The sequence below is a fragment of the Tropicimonas omnivorans genome (assembly GCF_031846565.1).
Classification (GTDB): domain Bacteria; phylum Pseudomonadota; class Alphaproteobacteria; order Rhodobacterales; family Rhodobacteraceae; genus Tropicimonas_B; species Tropicimonas_B omnivorans.
In genome coordinates, this window is sequence record NZ_JAVRHL010000001.1 from 329,782 (window position 1) to 347,524 (window position 17,743).

The 17,743-nt window shown below is 68.1% G+C and carries 17 protein-coding genes and 1 pseudogene; 5 read left to right on the top strand and 13 right to left on the bottom strand.

Features of this window, described 5'->3' with window-relative positions:
• Positions 1-46 precede the first annotated feature (46 nt).
• The 5 genes and pseudogenes from RM543_RS01690 to leuC all read right to left on the bottom strand — a co-directional run bounded on the left by RM543_RS01690 (position 47) and on the right by leuC (position 4,769).
• Positions 47-565, bottom strand: a complete 519-nt coding sequence (locus RM543_RS01690; protein WP_311689017.1) for a DUF1643 domain-containing protein — start codon at positions 563-565, stop codon at positions 47-49.
• Entirely contained in the window at positions 562-1,467 is a 906-nt protein-coding gene (gene truB, locus RM543_RS01695; RefSeq protein WP_311689841.1) for a tRNA pseudouridine(55) synthase TruB, read from the bottom strand. Before truB ends, RM543_RS01690 begins: the two co-directional genes overlap by 4 nt.
• 816 nt (positions 1,468-2,283) lie before the next feature.
• Positions 2,284-2,598, bottom strand: a pseudogene (locus RM543_RS01700) (Gfo/Idh/MocA family oxidoreductase); the annotation flags it as partial.
• A gap of 64 nt (positions 2,599-2,662) precedes the next feature.
• Positions 2,663-3,181 carry an HdeD family acid-resistance protein gene (locus RM543_RS01705; protein ID WP_311689019.1) on the bottom strand — a complete coding sequence of 173 codons (519 nt, stop codon included), beginning with the start codon at positions 3,179-3,181 and terminating at the stop codon, positions 2,663-2,665.
• A gap of 184 nt (positions 3,182-3,365) precedes the next feature.
• A complete protein-coding gene (gene leuC / locus RM543_RS01710; RefSeq protein ID WP_311689021.1) occupies positions 3,366-4,769 on the bottom strand; it encodes a 3-isopropylmalate dehydratase large subunit in 1,404 nt (467 codons plus the stop codon).
• 355 nt (positions 4,770-5,124) lie between these two features.
• Between leuC and RM543_RS01715 the strand changes: the two genes are divergently transcribed.
• Positions 5,125-5,307: a hypothetical protein gene (locus RM543_RS01715; RefSeq protein ID WP_311689023.1), complete on the top strand. Its 183-nt coding sequence runs from the start codon at positions 5,125-5,127 to the stop codon at positions 5,305-5,307.
• A 91-nt stretch (positions 5,308-5,398) separates the two neighbouring features.
• Positions 5,399-6,760 (top strand): mechanosensitive ion channel family protein, encoded by a 1,362-nt coding sequence (locus RM543_RS01720; protein WP_311689025.1) that lies wholly within the window; start codon positions 5,399-5,401, stop codon positions 6,758-6,760.
• A 2-nt stretch (positions 6,761-6,762) separates the two neighbouring features.
• Here the strand turns inward: RM543_RS01720 and RM543_RS01725 are convergent, their stop codons facing one another.
• Positions 6,763-7,629: a CPBP family glutamic-type intramembrane protease gene (locus tag RM543_RS01725; protein ID WP_311689027.1), complete on the bottom strand. Its 867-nt coding sequence runs from the start codon at positions 7,627-7,629 to the stop codon at positions 6,763-6,765.
• Between the two features lie 274 nt (positions 7,630-7,903).
• Between RM543_RS01725 and ilvD the strand changes: the two genes are divergently transcribed.
• The 3 genes from ilvD (at position 7,904) to RM543_RS01740 (ending at position 10,916) form a co-directional block, all read left to right on the top strand.
• Complete coding sequence (gene ilvD, locus RM543_RS01730; RefSeq protein ID WP_311689029.1) at positions 7,904-9,667, top strand: dihydroxy-acid dehydratase; 1,764 nt, start codon at positions 7,904-7,906, stop codon at positions 9,665-9,667.
• 86 nt (positions 9,668-9,753) lie between these two features.
• Complete coding sequence (locus tag RM543_RS01735; RefSeq protein WP_311689031.1) at positions 9,754-10,527, top strand: DUF6478 family protein; 774 nt, start codon at positions 9,754-9,756, stop codon at positions 10,525-10,527.
• A gap of 11 nt (positions 10,528-10,538) precedes the next feature.
• Entirely contained in the window at positions 10,539-10,916 is a 378-nt protein-coding gene (locus RM543_RS01740; protein WP_311689033.1) for a hypothetical protein, read from the top strand.
• 67 nt (positions 10,917-10,983) lie between these two features.
• On the opposite strand, the gene uvrC is transcribed toward RM543_RS01740, so the two are convergent.
• From uvrC to RM543_RS01775, 7 genes are all read right to left on the bottom strand, one after another.
• Positions 10,984-12,861, bottom strand: a complete 1,878-nt coding sequence (gene uvrC / locus RM543_RS01745) for an excinuclease ABC subunit UvrC (RefSeq protein WP_311689842.1) — start codon at positions 12,859-12,861, stop codon at positions 10,984-10,986.
• Positions 12,862-13,188: 327 nt separating this feature from the next.
• On the bottom strand, positions 13,189-13,968 hold the full coding sequence (locus tag RM543_RS01750) for an SDR family oxidoreductase (RefSeq protein ID WP_311689035.1): 780 nt from the start codon (positions 13,966-13,968) through the stop codon (positions 13,189-13,191).
• On the bottom strand, positions 13,965-14,918 hold the full coding sequence (locus RM543_RS01755) for a calcium/sodium antiporter (RefSeq protein WP_311689037.1): 954 nt from the start codon (positions 14,916-14,918) through the stop codon (positions 13,965-13,967). Before RM543_RS01755 ends, RM543_RS01750 begins: the two co-directional genes overlap by 4 nt.
• A gap of 1 nt (position 14,919) precedes the next feature.
• A complete protein-coding gene (locus RM543_RS01760) occupies positions 14,920-15,099 on the bottom strand; it encodes a hypothetical protein (protein WP_311689039.1) in 180 nt (59 codons plus the stop codon).
• Between the two features lies 1 nt (position 15,100).
• Entirely contained in the window at positions 15,101-15,904 is an 804-nt protein-coding gene (locus tag RM543_RS01765; RefSeq protein WP_311689041.1) for a S49 family peptidase, read from the bottom strand.
• 75 nt (positions 15,905-15,979) lie between these two features.
• A complete protein-coding gene (locus tag RM543_RS01770; RefSeq protein WP_311689043.1) occupies positions 15,980-16,906 on the bottom strand; it encodes an electron transfer flavoprotein subunit alpha/FixB family protein in 927 nt (308 codons plus the stop codon).
• The gene (locus RM543_RS01775) at positions 16,906-17,667 is read right to left on the bottom strand and encodes an electron transfer flavoprotein subunit beta/FixA family protein (RefSeq protein WP_311689045.1); all 762 of its coding nucleotides are present in this window, start codon (positions 17,665-17,667) and stop codon (positions 16,906-16,908) included. Before RM543_RS01775 ends, RM543_RS01770 begins: the two co-directional genes overlap by 1 nt.
• Positions 17,668-17,743: the final 76 nt, after the last annotated feature.

A 17,743-nucleotide genomic window follows, 5' to 3' on the forward strand; every position in this document is an offset into this window, starting at 1 on the left:
TATGGCGCCGTTCCCCTCCGACATCCGCTCTATTCGGGAGAGATAGTTAACGGCGCCAGGGCGCGGGGCGGACAGAATAGGCCACGTAGAGCGGGTGCCTCGGCGCGCCCGCCTTGGTCTCCCCGAGGGCGAGAAGCGGTCGGCCGCATGTCGCGAGAAGCTGCGCGACTTCGTCCCCGCGACCCAGATGGGCGCCATGCGCGCCCCAGCCGCACAGCACGTCGTCCGCCCAGGCCGCTCCCGCACGCAATGCCGCATCCGCAGCCGCGCCGCCGACGGGATCGCCATGCGCCTTGAGATCCTGCGGTCGGGTGGCGCGAAGGGCGAAGAGATTGCAGATGCGGATCGCGCCGTAGCTCGACGCCCGCGCCCGGCGGACGCAGCGCTCGATGGTCGGGTCGTTCTTCGTTTCGGTCGCAGTCGAGGGGTTCAGCAGGACAGCGCAGAGCCGCCGCCCCTCCGCCCAGCGCCGCTCCAGGTGGTAGCGGTACAGCTCGCAGGGGGAATAGGACGCCTCGCTCTCGACACCGTCCGCGACGAAGCGCCTGACAACGACGCCGTTCATTCTCCGGGCTGGTTGAGGACGCGCGTGGGATGCAGCATCCCGCCCCGGAACTCGCCAATGGCCAGGCAGCGACCGTCATAAGAGGCCCAGGCCGTATCCCCGTACTCCGCATCGCCCGGAAGGACGGCGCCGGGATTGCCGTTGCGCAACCGAACAGCGCCTTCGGCCGTCGCCCGGAGCTCGGGAATGTCGTCCAGCGCAGCTTCGGGCGGCAGGAGCAGGGACGCGGGATCCTCCGCGGCCTCGATCTCTTCCAGCGTCAGGGCGTCCTCCTCGGCGAAGGGGCCCGCCTCCTCCCGACGGAGCCACAGGACATGGCCGAGGCAGCCGAGATCATGCCCCAGGTCGCGGGCGATGGCGCGGACGTAGCCGCCCTTGCCGCAGACCATGCGCAGGATGACATGATCCGGATCGGGCCGCTCCAGGAGGGACAGCTCCTCGATCCAGAGCGGGCGCGGCGCGAGGTCCACCTCGCCGCCGCCGCGGGCGACGGCATAGGCGCGCTCGCCTTCGACCTTCACCGCAGAATAGGCGGGCGGGATCTGCATGATCTCCCCCTCGTAGCCCCTCAGAGCCTCGGCGATGGCCTCGACGGAAGGACGCGAGGACGAGCTGTCGATGATCCGGCCCTCCGCATCGTCGGTCTCGGTGCGCGCCCCGAAGCGGACGCAGAAGCGGTAGGTCTTGTCAGCATCGGCAACGAACGGCAGCGTCTTCGTCGCTTCGCCGAACGCGATGGCCTGGATCCCGGTCGCGGCGGGATCGAGCGTGCCGGCATGTCCGGCCTTCTTGGCGTCGAGACGGCGGCGAAGACGGTTCGTCACGTCGGTCGAGGTGGGGCCGGCGGGCTTGTCCACCACCAGCCAACCGGAGATATCGCGTCCCTTGCGTCGACGTGCCATGACACCTTCCCTTGCAGATTGGAGCGGCGGCGATAGCGCGGCGGGCGGTGCGTGGTCAATCTCCGGCAGGTCGCGGTCCGGCATCGCGCCACGGTTCGCGGGCGGCTCCGGGGATGGCCGATATCGCCCGGTGATCGCGATGCCCGCCTCCGACGCCATCGGCGTCGCGGGCCCGTGGTGGACGTTCGAGCGGGTCTTCCCCGGGCGAAGGTTCAGAAGTCGAAGGCGTCGGTCCGGTTCGCGGCTGCGAGAAGGAACGCGTCGGCGGCGAGCTGAAGCGGGCGGACGTCCACGTCCACGCGGCGTTCGGCAAGGACGGCGGCGAAGGACGCGTAGAGCGCATGATACTCTTGGTCCTCTCCCTTTTTCGACCAGCGTCTTTCCGTCCGCCTGAAGCGCGTGGCCGCCATCCGGTAGAACGAGCGTGCCGCGATCGGTCTCGATCTCGATCCGGAAGATGCGCTCGCCCTCGTGGCGCCAGTCCGCCTTGAGTGCGACCGGGGCATCCCCCGCTTCCATCTCGAGATCGGTGCGGATCGGCTGCGAGCGGTTCTCGGGGATCTCGTGGGTCGCGGACGTGACGCACAGGGCATCCGGCAGCAGGATGGTCATCAGTGAGAACGCGTTGGTCACGTTGTCGTAGATTCCGAAGCCGCCTGCCTCGAACACCCAGTCCTGCCCCGGATGGGTCTTGCGCACGTCCTCCGACCACTCGACGTCGACGCGCCGGATCCGCCGTCCGGAGAGCCAGCGCTGCGCCTCGAGCACCGCGATGCCGTGGCGCATGTGCCAGCTCCCGAGGAGCGCCGTTCCCGCCTGCCGGGCGCGCTGCGCCAGATCGAGGGCGGCCGAGACGGTCGGCGCCGGGGGCTTTTCCATCATCACGTCCCGCCCGGCGGCAATGGCCTTGCGCGTCATGGCGAGGCGCGCCTCGGGCGGAGCGGTGAGAGAGAGGGCGCCCTCCGGCCCATCGACCAGGAAGTCATCGTAATCGCTCCAGTTCTCCACGCCCTCGACGCTGTGATGACGGGAGACGGCGGCGCGCAGGGTGAAGTCCTCGGAGGCCGCGATGGCCGGCTCGTGCTTGCTCTGCGCGATATCGCCGATCCCGACGAGGATGAGATCCGTCATGTGCTGCGCCCGTTTGTTCTGGAACCGGCGATCAACCGAAGCGCACGCGGCGGGTTCCCCGCGATCAGCGCGAACCGCCCAATCTCAGGAACAGCGCCAGCGCGATCAGTGCAATCCCGTTGCCCAGAAGCTCGACGCCGAAGAGGATTCCGATGAGGATCGGAGAGACCTCCGCGAAGTTCGCCAGGATCACGCCCGCGATCAGGACGGAGGCGGCGCCGGTCAGCAGGAAGATCCAGAAAATCCGGGTACGCCGCATGCTCCAGGCGAGGACGAGGCGCACGCCCCCTGCAACGGCGAGGATCGCCGTCAGCAGAAGTGCGAGCGTGAATGTGCCGGCGAAAGGATCGGCGATGAGCAGAGCGCCGAGGCAGAACGTCAGACTTCCCAGGACGAGGGAGACGACCCGGTTGTCGTCCCGCCCTGCCAGTGCGGCATAGATCTGCGCCGCGCCCGCGAGCATCAGAAGGATGCCCGTCAGCGTGACTGCGGCGATGGCGGCCGCCACCACATTCGCGAGCGCGATGATGCCGAACGCAGAGGACAGGATGCCCGCGAACAGCCAGCGTTTCCAGGACAGCATGGGAGGTCTCCTTTGCCCTGGGTACGTAGGCCTCGGACGGAAGCGGCCAATGGCGGTCTTAGCGTGACTGACGCAGGGGACCGCGACCGGCGCGAGGGGGGGGCATGAAAAAGGGCCGGTCCGCGGCAACGGACCGGCCCTCTTCAAGGAGAAGGGCGCGCCGGACGCGCCCGCCGTCATCTGGTCACATCAGCTCGCGCACATCCGTCAGCCGCCCGGTGAGCGCGGCGGCCGCAGCCATCTGGGGGGACATCAGGTGCGTCCGGCCCCCGCGGCCCTGTCGACCCTCGAAATTGCGGTTGGAGGTCGCCGCACAGCGCTCGCCGGGGGAGAGCTGGTCGGGGTTCATCGCGAGGCACATCGAACAGCCGGCGAGGCGCCATTCGAAGCCCGCCTCGGTGAAGATATCCGCGAGGCCCTCTTCCTCGGCCTGGGCGCGGACGAGCCCGGAGCCGGGAACGATCATGGCGCGCAGCCCGTCCTTCACCTTCTTGCCCTTCAGGATCGCGGCCGCGGCGCGCAGATCCTCGATCCGGCCATTGGTGCAGGAGCCGATGAAGACCGTGTCGATCTCGATGTCGCTCAGCTTCTGACCCGCCTTCAGCCCCATGTAGTCGAGCGCGCGCTGCGCGGCGGAGACCTTGCCGCCCTCGAAGCTCGACGGGTCCGGCACGGTGGAGGTGATCGGCAGCACGTCCTCGGGGCTGGTGCCCCAGGTCACGACGGGGGCGATGTCCTCGCCGCGGATCGTCACGACCTTGTCCCAGTGCGCGTCGTCGTCGGAATAGAGCGTTTTCCACCAGGCGAGCGCGGCATCCCACTGGGCGCCCTTCGGCGCGTGGGTGCGACCTTCGACATACGCATAGGTGGTCTCGTCCGGCGCGATCAGGCCGGCGCGGGCGCCACCCTCGATCGCCATGTTACAGACGGTCATCCGCCCTTCCATGGAGAGCGAGCGGATCGCCTCGCCGCAATACTCGATGACGTGCCCGGTGCCGCCCGCGGTGCCGGTCTCGCCGATCACGGACAGGGTGATGTCCTTGGCCGTGACGCCCGGCGCGAGCTTGCCGGTGATCTCGACCTTCATGTTCTTGGATTTTTGCTGGATGAGCGTCTGGGTCGCCAGGACGTGCTCCACCTCGGAGGTGCCGATCCCGTGCGCCAGCGCGCCGAAGGCCCCGTGCGTCGCGGTATGGCTGTCGCCGCAGACGACGGTCATGCCCGGCAGCGTCCAGCCCTGTTCGGGGCCGACGATGTGCACGATGCCCTGCCGCACGTCGCTGACGGGATAGTAGTTCACCTCGAACTCGCGGGCATTGCGGTCGAGCGCATCGACCTGGATGCGGCTCTCCTCGTTCTGGATGCCGCCGGCGCGGTCCAGCGTCGTGGGGACGTTGTGGTCCGGCACGGCGATCGTCTTCTCCGGCGCGCGCACCTTGCGGTTCGCCATGCGCAGGCCCTCGAAGGCCTGCGGGCTCGTCACCTCGTGGACGAGATGGCGGTCGATGTAGAGCAGGCAGGTGCCGTCTTCGGCTTCGTCGACGACATGGGCATCCCAGATCTTGTCATAGAGCGTCTTGGGGGACATCGGTCCTCTCCCGGAATTGGCTGGCTTTGGGCTAAGGCGATCGGGCGGCACGCGAGTGGGCCGCACCTGTCTCATAGGTGCGCGAGGATCGTCAGGCGCGCGCCGTAGAAGCGCCAAGGCAGGCGCGCGCGGTCATCCATGTCGAAGATGCGTGTCATGGCCGGCGGAAATACGCCCTTCGCCCCTGTTCATCAAGGGGCGTCCCGCGACCGGCGGCAAAACGCCCGCGCGGAAGGGCACGAGGCGAGGCTGGGCGCGGAGGACAGCCCGCCGCAGGGCCGCACGCTGGCGCAGGGGCGCGCCCGTCGGCTAGACTGCTTCTCAAGAGGACACGAGCGCACCGGAGCCCGGCCACATGACGCGGCACGTCTACAACCTCACGCATGTCGTCCTGATCGCGGGTCTCGTCGCGGGCGCGTGCGTCGTGGCGGCGACGAGCGGCGCGTGGCAGCGCCGCGTCCCGGTGCAGACTCCGGAGGCGCCGGCGCCGCTTCCCGCCGACAGCACGGTCACGGCGCCCGAGCAAGCTCCCCGCTGATCCGTTCCCGCGCTTGAGCATTGCGCGCCGCTCGTGGCAGGCTAACTCCGCAGAGCGCTCGACATGTGGATTGCGGGGAGCCGGACCTCAGATGGACAGCGACTTCTCCAGGCTCCTTCTGAGCGCATGGTCCGACATCTCGGGCTTCGCCGGCACGCTCACGGGGCGCAAGCAGCTCTACCAGCTCGGCCTCATCGCACTCCTCGCGCTGATCGCGCAGCTTATCCGCATGTGGCTCTCGCCCAGGATGCGGTCCTGGATGCGCACCCTCGAGGGGGAAACCAAGTGGCGCCTGCGCGTCCTCCTCACGATCCAGCAGCGGATCCGGATCATCTCCTTCGTCGCGATGATCTACATCGCCAACCTCGTCGTCGCCGAGATCAGCCCCTGGCCGTCCTCCCGCTACCTGCTTGAGCTCGCCGCCTCCATCGCGACCGCCTGGCTCGTCGTCGGCTTCGCCGCGCGGCTCATCCGCAACGTGGTGCTGCGACGGCTGGTGGCCTGGGGCGCATGGATCGTCGTGACGCTCTATTACCTCGGCCTCTTGGACGTCGCGGCCAGCGTACTGGACGGCATGGCGCTGGAATTCGGGCAGTTCCGCCTCTCGCTTCTGATGATCGTGAAGGCGGTGGCGATTGTCGGCCTGCTGATCGCGGCCGCGCGGTTCGTGGCCGGCGCCATCTCGGGCCGGATCCGTCGCAACGAGGAAATCAGCCCCTCGATGCAGGTTCTGGCGGTGAAGTTCCTGCAGGTCGCGCTCTACGGTGCGGCGTTCTTCATCGGGCTGAAAGCCGTCGGGTTCGACCTCACAGGCCTCGCCGTCCTGTCCGGCGCCATCGGCGTCGGCCTCGGCTTCGGCCTGCAGAAGGTCGTCTCCAACCTCGTCTCCGGCATCATCATCCTGCTCGACAAGTCGATCAAGCCGGGGGACGTCATCACCGTCGGCAACACCTTCGGCTGGATCAACTCTCTCGGCGCCCGATACGTCTCGATCACCACGCGGGACGGCAAGGAATACCTCATTCCAAACGAGGACCTGATCACCCAGCAGGTGGTGAACTGGTCCCATACCAACAACTTCGTCCGGCTCGACGTCTATTTCGGCGTCTCCTACGGGGACGATCCGCACCTGGTGCGCCGCCTCGCCATCGAGGCCGCCTCACGGACGGAGCGGGTGATCTCCGCGCGTCCGCCGGTCTGCCACATCGTCGGCTTCGGCGATTCGAGCGTGGATTACATCCTGCGCTTCTGGATCATGGACCCGACCGGCGGTCTGACGAACATCCGCGGCAACGTCTTCCTGGCCCTCTGGGACGCCTTCAAGGACAACGGCATCACCATTCCCTTCCCGCAGCGGGAGGTCCGCGTGCTCGAAGGCTCCACGCTCCGGGCGAAAGCAGGCGACGGGGCGGGCGAAGGCGCGGGGCCGGCCCGCGGGGGAGCGCTCGACTAGGCTCAGACCCGAAGCGCCAGCCGCGCCGCCAGCCACAGCACGAGAAGAAGCGTGAGGTCCGTCGCGGCCGTCAGGACCACACCGGCCTCCTGCAACGCGGACCCTGCATGCCAGAGCGCGAGGGGGGAGATCGACGCGCCCGACGTCACGAAGACCAGCCCCGCGGCGTTCACCACCGCGGTCAGCGCCACGGCCGCCCCGATCGTCCCCGTCCGCCCGGTCAGATCCGCCGCGGCGAGGCCGAAGGCGCCGCCCCAGATCAGTCCCAGCCACGTCGCCTCGGGCGGCCCGCCGGAGGGCAGATAGGCCAGCGCGGAGATCGCCGCGGGCACCACGGCCCACCACGGACCCGTCGGCCAGCGCGCGGCGATCTGCTGTGCGAGATAGCCCCGGAAAAAGATCTCCATCGTCGCGGCCTGAAGCATCACGGCGGCGAGGGACAGCGGCAGAAGCAGGACCCAGGCCCCAATGGGAAGCGGCGTGCGCGCCGTTCCGCCCGCCTGCGGCAGGAGCAGCACCAGCCCCACGAGAAACGCCGCCGGCACGGCAACCCGCCGGGCATCGTCGAGCGCGTCGGGCAGGGAGCCGGCGGCGGAGAGCAGCCCCCGGTCGTGAATCGCGCGGAGCGAAATCGCGAGCCCGGCCGCGAAGAGACCGAAGAGCGAGACATTGATGACAGCCGGCACCGGTCCCGGCCCGATGAACCAGCCTTGCGCCGCGCCCGCCGTCAGGGATGTCAGCGTCATGATCAGAAGCTGGATGAGCGCGATCCCCGACAGGATCGCAATCAGCGCGCCGGCCACCGTCTGCCACGGGGCAGAGGTCTGACGCGCCGGTGCGGCGAACTCTCGAAGGCGGCGGTGTCTCATCCGCCGATGCCTAGGCGAGCCGCGCCGGCGCGGCAACGGGCCTTTGGTGGCCGGGACGTCTCAGCCGGGGCCCAGCCTCCGTCAAAAACGCGGGCGGTCCGAGCCGGGCCTGCCATCCGCACGTCGCATCGCAAGGCCGTCCTGGCGGGCCATCGAAACCGCCGCGCCGCCGGATCCCCCGTGCCCTCTCCCCCCTTCGCGCTTGCTCCGCTTTAAGGCCGGGTCTATGCCACGCGGGATCATAGAAGAGCGTCAGACCCCGGGGAGCCGAGCCATGCTTAAGAGCAAGAGCGACAAGTCCAAACTGCCCAGCCGGCATGTGACGGAGGGGCCGTCCCGCGCCCCGCACCGCTCCTATTACTACGCGATGGGTCTCAGCGAGGAGGAGATCGACCGTCCCTTCGTCGGCGTCGCCACCTGCTGGAACGAGGCCGCGCCCTGCAACATCTCCCTGTCGCGTCAGGCGCAGGCGGTGAAGCTCGGCGTCAAGGCCGCCGCCGGCACGCCGCGCGAGTTCACCACGATCACCGTCACCGACGGCATCGCGATGGGCCATGAGGGCATGCGCTCCTCCCTCGCCTCCCGCGAGGCCATCGCCGACACGGTCGAGCTGACCATGCGCGGGCATTGCTACGATGCGCTCGTCGGCCTCGCCGGCTGCGACAAGTCCCTGCCCGGCATGATGATGGCGATGGTCCGCCTGAACGTTCCCTCGGTCTTCATCTACGGCGGCTCGATCCTGCCCGGGAAGGTCCCCGCCGGCGCCGACGTGCCCGAGGATTTCGCGACCCGCGACCTGACCGTGCAGGACATGTTCGAGGCGGTCGGCCGTCACCAGAACGGCACCCTGTCGGATGCCGCGCTCGCCATCCTCGAGCGGGTCGCCTGCCCCTCGGCCGGCGCCTGCGGCGGACAGTTCACCGCGAACACGATGGCATGTGTCTCCGAAGCCATCGGCCTCGCGCTCTTCAACTCCTCGGGCACGCCCGCGCCCTACGAGAGCCGGGACCAGTACGCGACCGCCTCGGGCGAAGCGGTGATGTCCCTCATCGAGAAGAACATCCGCGCCCGCGACATCGTCACCCGCCAGAGCCTGGAAAACGCCGCCCGCGTCGTCGCCTGCACCGGCGGATCGACGAATGCCGGCCTGCACCTGCCGGCCATCGCCAACGAGGCCGGGATCGACTTCGACCTCTTCGACGTCTGCGAGATCTTCCACGACACGCCCTACTTCGTGGATCTCAAGCCCGGCGGCCAATACGTCGCGAAGGATCTCTACAATGCCGGCGGAATTCCGGTCGTCATGAAGGAGCTGCGCAAGGCCGGCCTCATCCACGAGGATTGCATCACCGCCTCCGGCCGGAGCATCGGCGAAGAGCTGGACCTCACCGCCGGCGAGCCCGATCGCAAGGTGATCCATCCGATCGAGACCCCGATCACGAAGACCGGCGGCGTCGTCGGGCTGCGCGGCAACATCGCTCCCGACGGGGCGATCGTGAAGGTGGCCGGCATGTCCGCAGAAGAGCAGGTCTTCACCGGCCCCGCCCGCGTCTTCGAATCCGAGGAAGAAGCGTTCGAGGCCGTGCAGAACCGCGAATACGAGGAAGGCGAGGTCATCGTGATCCGCAACGAGGGCCCCGCCGGCGGCCCCGGCATGCGCGAGATGCTGTCCACCACCGCCGCCCTGTCCGGGCAGGGCATGGGCAAGAAGGTCGCGCTCATCACCGATGGCCGTTTCTCGGGCGCCACCCGCGGCTTCTGCGTCGGTCACGTCGGACCCGAAGCGGCCCACGGCGGCCCCATCGCGCTGCTGAAGACGGGTGACGTGATCACCATCGACGCGGTGACCGGGAAGATCGACGTCGACCTGTCCGAGGCCGACCTCGCCGCCCGGAAGGACGAATGGGCCGGGCCGAAGCCGACCAACTACGCCTCCGGCGCGCTCTTCAAGTTCGCGCAGCTCGTCGGCGGAGCGCGGTACGGCGCGGTCACGCATCCCGGCGCTTCCGCCGAGACCCACGTTTACATGGATCTCTAAGAGGCTCACGATACCCTCCGAGGTTGCGCGGCTCTGCGGAGCACCCGCGCAGGAGCGGTCTCTGGGAATGCGGTAAAGGCGGCAGCATGGCAGGCAGGTTCGGCTCAGGGATCGACCGGATCGCGGAACGGCGCGCTCTCAGGCGCTGGCGCCGGGCCGCCGATGCCGCCCCGACCATGGAGCCCGCCGATCTCAAACGGGCGCGCGGCGAGGCGCGGGTCCTGCGCCGCGAGATCGACCGCGTTCTGCACGCCGCCGAGGGGCGGCTCGGCTTGAGCGGGCAGGCCCACGGCGCGATCCAGAAGCCGCTCGGGACGGACTGGGCGTGGCGCCCCGAACTCTGGACCGGACCGGTTCACCCGCCCGGCCTTGCCGCCATCGAGAGCCGTCAGGCGGTCGGCTCCGAACTCACGGTCTTCCACGATTGCCGCGTCAGCGAGCTCAGCCTGCGCCAGGTCCGCAATACCGGCGCGCTCGATCTCGCGCCGTTCGGTCTGAGGATGGACGTCTTCGCCTTCGACGGCTCCTTCCTCAGCCTCGTCCTAAACCTGCCTGAAGACGCCGCGAGCGGCCTCACACGCCGCCACCTCCTCGGTCTTCGCATTGCGGCCGAAACGGAGAAGCCGCTCGAGCTGTTCGCGCGCCTCAACGTGCGTCACGGGCCCAACACCGAGCAGCTCGTCCGGGAGATTCCGCTTGGCCGGGAAGAGGCGATGGTGGAGTTCGACCTCGGGTATTCCGACCTGAACGAGAAACGGGTGGAGCAGGCCTGGATCGATCTGATCTTCGAGGGGCCGGAACTGAACCAGATCCTGATCCGGGACCTGACCTTCACCCGACGCCGCCGCGCCGAGCTCTGAAAGGACCTGCCATGACCCTCACGCTGGGCGCGTCCGCCCTCCGCGCCGGAACCTGGATCGCGACCCTCGAGGGGGACGGCCGCTCCGATCCGCCGCGCCTTACCGCCGAAAGCGCCGGGGAGGCGCTGCCCGCACCGGACGTGACAGCGGATCCCGGCCGCCCTGGCACCTGGGAGGCGCGGCTGGCCATCCCGGCCGAGCTGCTGTCGGACGGTGTGCGGACCATCGTCGTGCGGGACGAGGAGACGGGAGACATGCTCGCAAGCTTCGCCATCGTCGCAGGCGCGCCGCTCGACGAGGACCTGCGCGCCGAGATCGACCTTCTGCGCGCGGAGCTGGACATGCTGAAGGGGGCGTTCCGCCGGCATTGCCTCGAAAGTACGGACTAGGCGCGCCCCTCTCGTGCCGCCAGCGAGCGTCCCTCGGCCCGCGTGACGGAGCGGGCGCGCGGCCTGATCAGCCGCGTTCGTGGAAGAAGTCGTAGATCTTCTCCGCGAGGCCGGCGCTGATCCCGTCCACCGCTTTCAGGTCGGCGAGGTCGGCGCGGGAGACAGCCTTGGCCGAACCGAAATGCGTCAGCAGCGCGCGCTTGCGGCCCGCGCCGACGCCCGGGATATCGTCGAGCGGGGTCGCGCCGACGCCCTTGGCCCGCTTCTGCCTGTGCGCGCCGATGGCGAAGCGGTGCGCCTCGTCCCTCATCCGCTGCACGAAGTAGAGCACCGGATCGTTGTGGCGGAGCGCGAAGGGCCGGCCCTTCGGGCGGTGGAACTCCTCCTTGCCGGCATCGCGGTCGATGCCCTTGGCCACGCCGACGAAGGGCACATCCTCCACACCGAGGTCGGCCATGATCTCGGCCACCGCCGAGACCTGACCCGCGCCGCCATCGATCAGCAGAAGATCCGGCCAGGTCTCGCCCTGCCGGTCAGGGTCTTCCTTCAGCAGGCGCTGGAAACGACGTGTCAGAACTTCCTTCATCATCCCGAAATCGTCTCCGGGGGTCAGCTCGGTGCCCTTGATGTTGAACTTGCGGTACTGGCTCTTCAGGAAGCCCTCCGGCCCCGCGACGATCATGCCGCCGACAGCGTTCGTGCCCTGGATGTGAGAGTTGTCGTAAACCTCGATGCGGGAGGGCGGCGCCGGCAGGTCCAGCGCTTCCGCCAGCCCGGCGAGAAGCTTCGTCTGCGCCGCACTTTCGGACATGCGCCGGGCAAGGCTCTCGCGGGCGTTGCGGGACGCGCTCTCGACGAGCTCCGCCTTCTCACCGCGCTGCGGCACGAGGATGGAGACCTTGCGGCCGGCCTTCTCCCCCAGCGCCGACTCCATCAGCTCCCGCTCCTCGATATCGTGGGACAGCAGGAGTTGCCGGGGCGGCTCCTTGCCGGAATAGAACTGGCCCAAGAACGCTTCGAGGACCTCTGTCGGACTCTCCACGCCGCCGAGACGGGGATAGTAGTCCCGGTTGCCCCAGTTCTGGTGCGCGCGGATGAAGAAGACCTGAACGCAGGCCTGCCCCCCCTCCATGTGCAGCGCGACGATATCGGCCTCCGCGACGCCCCTTGGATTGATCCCCTGAACGCCCTGCACCTGCGTGAGCGCACGGATGCGGTCCCGGATCGCGGCTGCGCGCTCGAACTCCATCTCCTCGGACGCCTCCGCCATCTCCTTCGCGAGCTGGCCCTGCACATCGGTGCTCTTGCCTTGCAGGAAGCGCTCCGCATCGCGGACGAGACCGGTATAGCTCTCGGCGTCGATATGGCCGGTACAGGGAGCGCTGCAGCGCTTGATCTGGTGCAACAGGCACGGGCGCGTGCGGCTTTCGAACACAGAATCCGAACAGTTGCGGAGCAGGAAGACCTTCTGCAACTGGTTCAGCGTGCGGTTCACGGCGCCGGCGCTCGCGAAGGGGCCGTAATACGAGCCCTTCTCCGACCGTGCGCCACGATGCTTCTTGATCTGCGGAAAGGCATGATCCTTCGAGACGAGGATGTTCGGGAACGATTTGTCGTCCCGCATCAGCACGTTGTAGCGGGGCTTGAGCTGCTTGATGAGATTCTGCTCGAGCAGCAGCGCCTCCACCTCCGTCCGCGTCGTGAGGAACATCATCGCGGCGGTGTCCAGGATCATGCGGGAGATCCGGGGGGAGTGCTGCGGCGAGGGGCGCGAGTAGCTGGAGACCCGCGCCTTGAGGTTCCGCGCCTTGCCGACATAGAGGACGCGGCTTTCGGAATCGAGCATGCGGTAGACGCCGGGAGAGCTGTCCAGCGTCCTGAGATAGCTTTTGACGCACGCATAGCCGCGCGGGCCGTCGGGCGCCGGGCGGCTGTCCTCGGTCATGGGCGCCTCGCCGGTGGCGTGGGGATCCGTCATCGCGTGCTCCAATCCTGAAGGGCCAGATCAGGGGTCGGGGGACAAGTCTGGAAGCCACCCACAGATTCTGTGGATAAGCCGGGGGATAACGCCCGCCCCAGCCTCATCGCGCCGCCCGGGTCAAGCGCTAAGTGACGGTTCTGTGACAGATGGTCCAAACACAAGTCATTGATTCCATTTCATTTAATATTCAGTCGGCGTTAACCTATTGTAAAGGTTTGCCTTTAAGCGGGTCCTCGAGGATGCCCCTCTGCCGTCTTGGCAACTTCTTGCCGCGAGGGCAGCGGATACCGGCTAGACGCCGCCCGTCATGTCGGGCGTTCGCCAGTTGAGATGCTGTCCCCCGTCGACGCAGAGAAGCTGGCCGGTCACCGCCTTGGCGTCCATGAAATACCCCAGCGCCGCACAGATATCGTCCGGATCGGACCCGCGCCCGAGGATCGTGGCAGCCCGCTGGCGGCGGTAGTGCTCCTCGGACTGGCCGGCGGCCTTCATCGTCGGACCGGGACCGATGGCATTGACGCGGATATCGGGCGCGAGGTCCCGCGCGGCCGTTCGGGTCAGCGTCCAGAGTGCGTCCTTGGCGAGGGTGTAGGTCGCGAAATGTGGCGTCAGCTTGCGGACGCGCTGATCCACCATGTTCACGCACAGCGCACGGGAGACGGGCTCGCCGGCCGCATCAGCTTCCGCCTTGGGAGCACGCTCCGCAAAGGATTGCAGGAGCCAGAACGGCGCTTCGAGGTTGGAGCGCATGTGCCGGTCCCAGCTCTCGGGCGTCGCGCTTGCAAGGCGGTCATATTCGAAGATCGAGGCGCTGTTCACCAGAAGATCGAGCGGCCCTCCAAGGGCGCCCGCGGCATCCGGAACGAGGCGGCGGACGGCTGCGCGATCGAGGAAGTCCGCCTGGACGGTCACGGCCGTCCGTCCCATCGCGCGGATCTCGCCCGCCACGGCGTCCGCGTCCTGCCCGGAGCCGTTGTAGTGAACGGCGACGGCGAGGCCCCGCCCCGCGAGGTAGAGCGCCATCGCCCGGCCGAGCCTCTGGCCGGCCCCTGTCACGAGCGCTCGCTTCATGCCACGGCGGCCACGAGATAGGCGGCGTAGAGAACCAGGAGCACGCCGCCGAAGACGCGGCCCATGCGCTTCTGCCACATCACGGCTGGCAGGAGCAGGAGCGCGGCGGCCGCCATGACCCAGAGGTCCACCCGCAGCAACTGGGGGTCGACCGGGATCGGGCCGACGAGCGCCGCGACGCCGATGATGCCGAGCAGGTTGAAGATGTTCGAGCCGATCACGTTGCCGATCGCCACGTCCGCCTGCCGCTGTTTCACGGCGGAGAAGGTCGTGGCAAGCTCCGGCAGCGACGTGCCGATGGCAACGAGCGTGAGGCCGATCACCGTGTCCGGGACATGCAACGTCTCGGCGATGGAGACGGCGGATGTCACGAGGATCTGGGCGCCTATGGGAAGGCCGACGAGGCCGAGAACGAGGTAGAGCGCGATCTTCTTGCCGGACATCGACGCATCGGCCCCTTCGAGATCCTCCTCGGGGCCCTTCGCCTTGCTTGCCTTCCGGTGGCGCCGCGCATCGAGCGCCGAGTCGGTCAGAACCGCCGCGAGGAGCGCCAGCAGGATCAGGCCGTGAATCCACATGAACGGCCCTGCGAAGGCCATCGCGATGAAGATCGCGGTCGCGCCCAGCATCACGACGAAGGACCGCTTCGAGTCCGGCCCCATGGAACTCATCCCGAAGACGAGCGCCGGCACGCCGATCACGAGGAGCACATTGGCGATGTTGGAGCCGACGACATTGCCGAGCGCCAGTCCGGCCGCATCGTCGAGAACCGCGGCGACGGAGATCAGAAGCTCCGGCGCAGAGGTGCCGAAGGCGACGACGGTGAGGGAGACGATCAGCGCCGGGATGCCGACCCGCAGCGCAAGATTGACCGCGCCCTTCACGAGCGCGTCGCCCGCGAAGAGGAGCAGCGCCAGCCCGACGAGAACGAGGAGGACATCGACGATCATGTCACTTTTCTCCGCAGGGGCACGGGCCGGTGCCGATGCGGGGCGCACCGCAGGCGCGGCACTTCGGCGGGCGCGCGGGCTTTCGGGCGCTGCGATGCGCATGGCCCGGCCAGCGCAGGCGGCCGAACATCGCAAGGACGATCATCGCGATGAGGAAGATGGTGACGATCTTGACGATCATGTCAAAGGCCGAGGCGTGCCCACTGGGCCCGCTCCTCCACGTGGTCGCCGGCGGCGGACAACATCTCCGTCGCCGCACCGAGGCCGATCCGCCGGAAGAGGCTGCGCTTGGGCGCCTGCACGTTGAACCGGACCTTGTCACCGAAACGGCGCTTCATCTCCGGCACGAGGTGCCCCACCCCGTCGGCGAGACCGAGCTCGACGGCGCGTTTGCCGGTCCAGAACTCGCCGGTGAACAGGTCCTCGTCGCTTCTCAGGCGGGCGCCCCGTCGGGCCACGACATGCGCGGTGAACGCCTCGTGGATCTCGTTCTGCAGGCGGCGGAGGCGCTCCACGTCCTCCTCCTTCTCTGCCCGGAACGGGTCGAGGAAGGACTTGGAGCCGACGGAGGTGTGGATCCGCCGTTCGACGCCGTGACGGTCGATGAACTCCTGAAACCCGAAGGAGGAGGAGATCACGCCTATGGAGCCGACGATGGAACTTGGATCGACGAAGATCTCGTCAGCCGCGGCCGCAAGCCAGTAGCCTCCCGAGGCCGCCGCATCCTCGATGAAGGCGATGACCGGAATCTCCTTCTCCTCGGACAGACGGCGGATCCGCGCGCCGATGAGGGAGGATTGCACGGGCGAGCCGCCGGGAGAGTTGATGGAGATCGCGACCGCCTTCGGACGTCGGCGGAAGGCCCGCTCGAGAAGCGGCGCCACTGTGGCGTCGTTCAGGCCGCGCGCATTGGCGGCGATCATGCCCGTGAGACGGACAACGGAAACGGACGGCTTTTTGGGGCCGAAGGGGGGAGGAAGAGCCATGCCGATCATCTATGGCGGCAGGGGCAGTGCGGCAAGGCGGCGCGAGAGATCATGGCCCCCGCGCCGCCATTTGGCTTACGCCTTCTCGGTCAGTTCCGGGACGAGCTCGAAGAGATCGCCGACGAGGCCGTAATCGGCGACCTGGAAGATCGGCGCCTCTTCGTCCTTGTTGATCGCGACGATCACCTTGGAATCCTTCATCCCGGCAAGGTGCTGGATCGCTCCAGAGATGCCGACGGCGATATAGAGATCGGGCGCCACGACCTTGCCGGTCTGACCGACCTGCCAGTCATTGGGCGCGTAGCCGGAATCGACCGCGGCGCGGGACGCGCCGACGGCGCCGCCGAGCTTGTCGGCCAGCTTCTCCACCAGTTCGAACTGCTCCTCGGAGCCGAGGCCCCGGCCGCCTGACACGACGATGGAGGCGGAGGTGAGCTCGGGACGATCGCTCTCGGCAACCTTGTCCTCGACCCATTCGGAGAGGCCCGGATTCTCGGCGGCGTCGATCTTCTCGACGGATGCCGAGCCGCCCTCGCCCGACGCGTCGAAGGTCGAGGTGCGGATCGAGAGGACCTTCTTGGCGTCCCCGCTCTCCACGGTCTGGATGGCGTTGCCGGCATAGACCGGGCGCTCGAAGGTGGAGTCGTTCACGATGCCGGAGACATCGGTGATGACCATCACGTCGAGCAGAGCCGCGACACGGGGCAGCAGGTTCTTGGCGCTCGTCGTTGCCGGCGCGCAGATATGCTCGTAATCGCCCGCGAGGCCGACCACGAGAGGCGCGGTCGCCTCGGGCAGGTTATGCCCGTAGGCCGCATCGGAGCAGCAGAGGACCTTGGAGACGCCATCGAGCTTCGAGGCAGCCTCCGCCGCACCCTCGCACCCTTCGCCGGCGACGAGGACGGTCACGTCGCCGAGCTTCTTCGCCGCGGTCAGCGCCTTGGCGGTGGCATCGAGGACGAGGTCGGCGCCGGAGACTTCGGCAATCAGCAGAACAGCCATCAGAGAACCCCCGCTTCGTTCTTCAGCTTGTCGAGAAGTTCGTCGACCGACGCGACGGTGATGCCGGCCTTGCGCTCCGCGGGCTCGACCGTCTTCACCACCTTCAGGCGCGGCGCGACGTCGACGCCGTAATCCTCGGGCGTCTTCTGATCGAGCGGCTTCTTCTTCGCCTTCATGATGTTTGGCAGGGACGCGTAGCGCGGCTCGTTCAGTCGCAGGTCCGTCGTCACGATGGCCGGCAACTTGACCTTCACCGTCTGTAGACCCCCATCGACCTCGCGGGTCACGGTCGCATCGCCGTCGCCCAGCTCGACGTTGTTCGCAAACGTCGCCTGGCTCCAGCCGAGGAGCGCCGCCAGCATCTGGCCGGTGGCGTTCAGGTCGTTGTCGATCGCCTGCTTGCCGCAGATCACCAGGTCCGGCTTCTCCTCGTCGACGATGGCCTTGAGGATCTTCGCCACCGCGAGCGGCTCGACATCCTGGTGCACGTCGTCCGACGCGGTGACGAGGATCGCGCGGTCAGCTCCCATCGCGAGGGCGGTGCGAAGCGTCTCCTGCGCCTTGGCCACGCCGATGGACACCGCGATGACCTCGTCGGCCTTGCCGGCCTCCTTCAGTCGGATCGCCTCCTCGACGGCGATCTCGTCGAACGGGTTCATGCTCATCTTGACGTTCGCAAGGTCCACGCCGGATCCATCCGACTTGACCCGAACCTTCACGTTATAGTCGATTACCCGTTTCACGGGCACCAGGATCTTCATCCGGCTCTCCCTCCTTCTGTCGAGCGCAGGCCGCTCGCCTTGATCTTGGGTCAAGACTTAGCCTGCACCGGTCCTA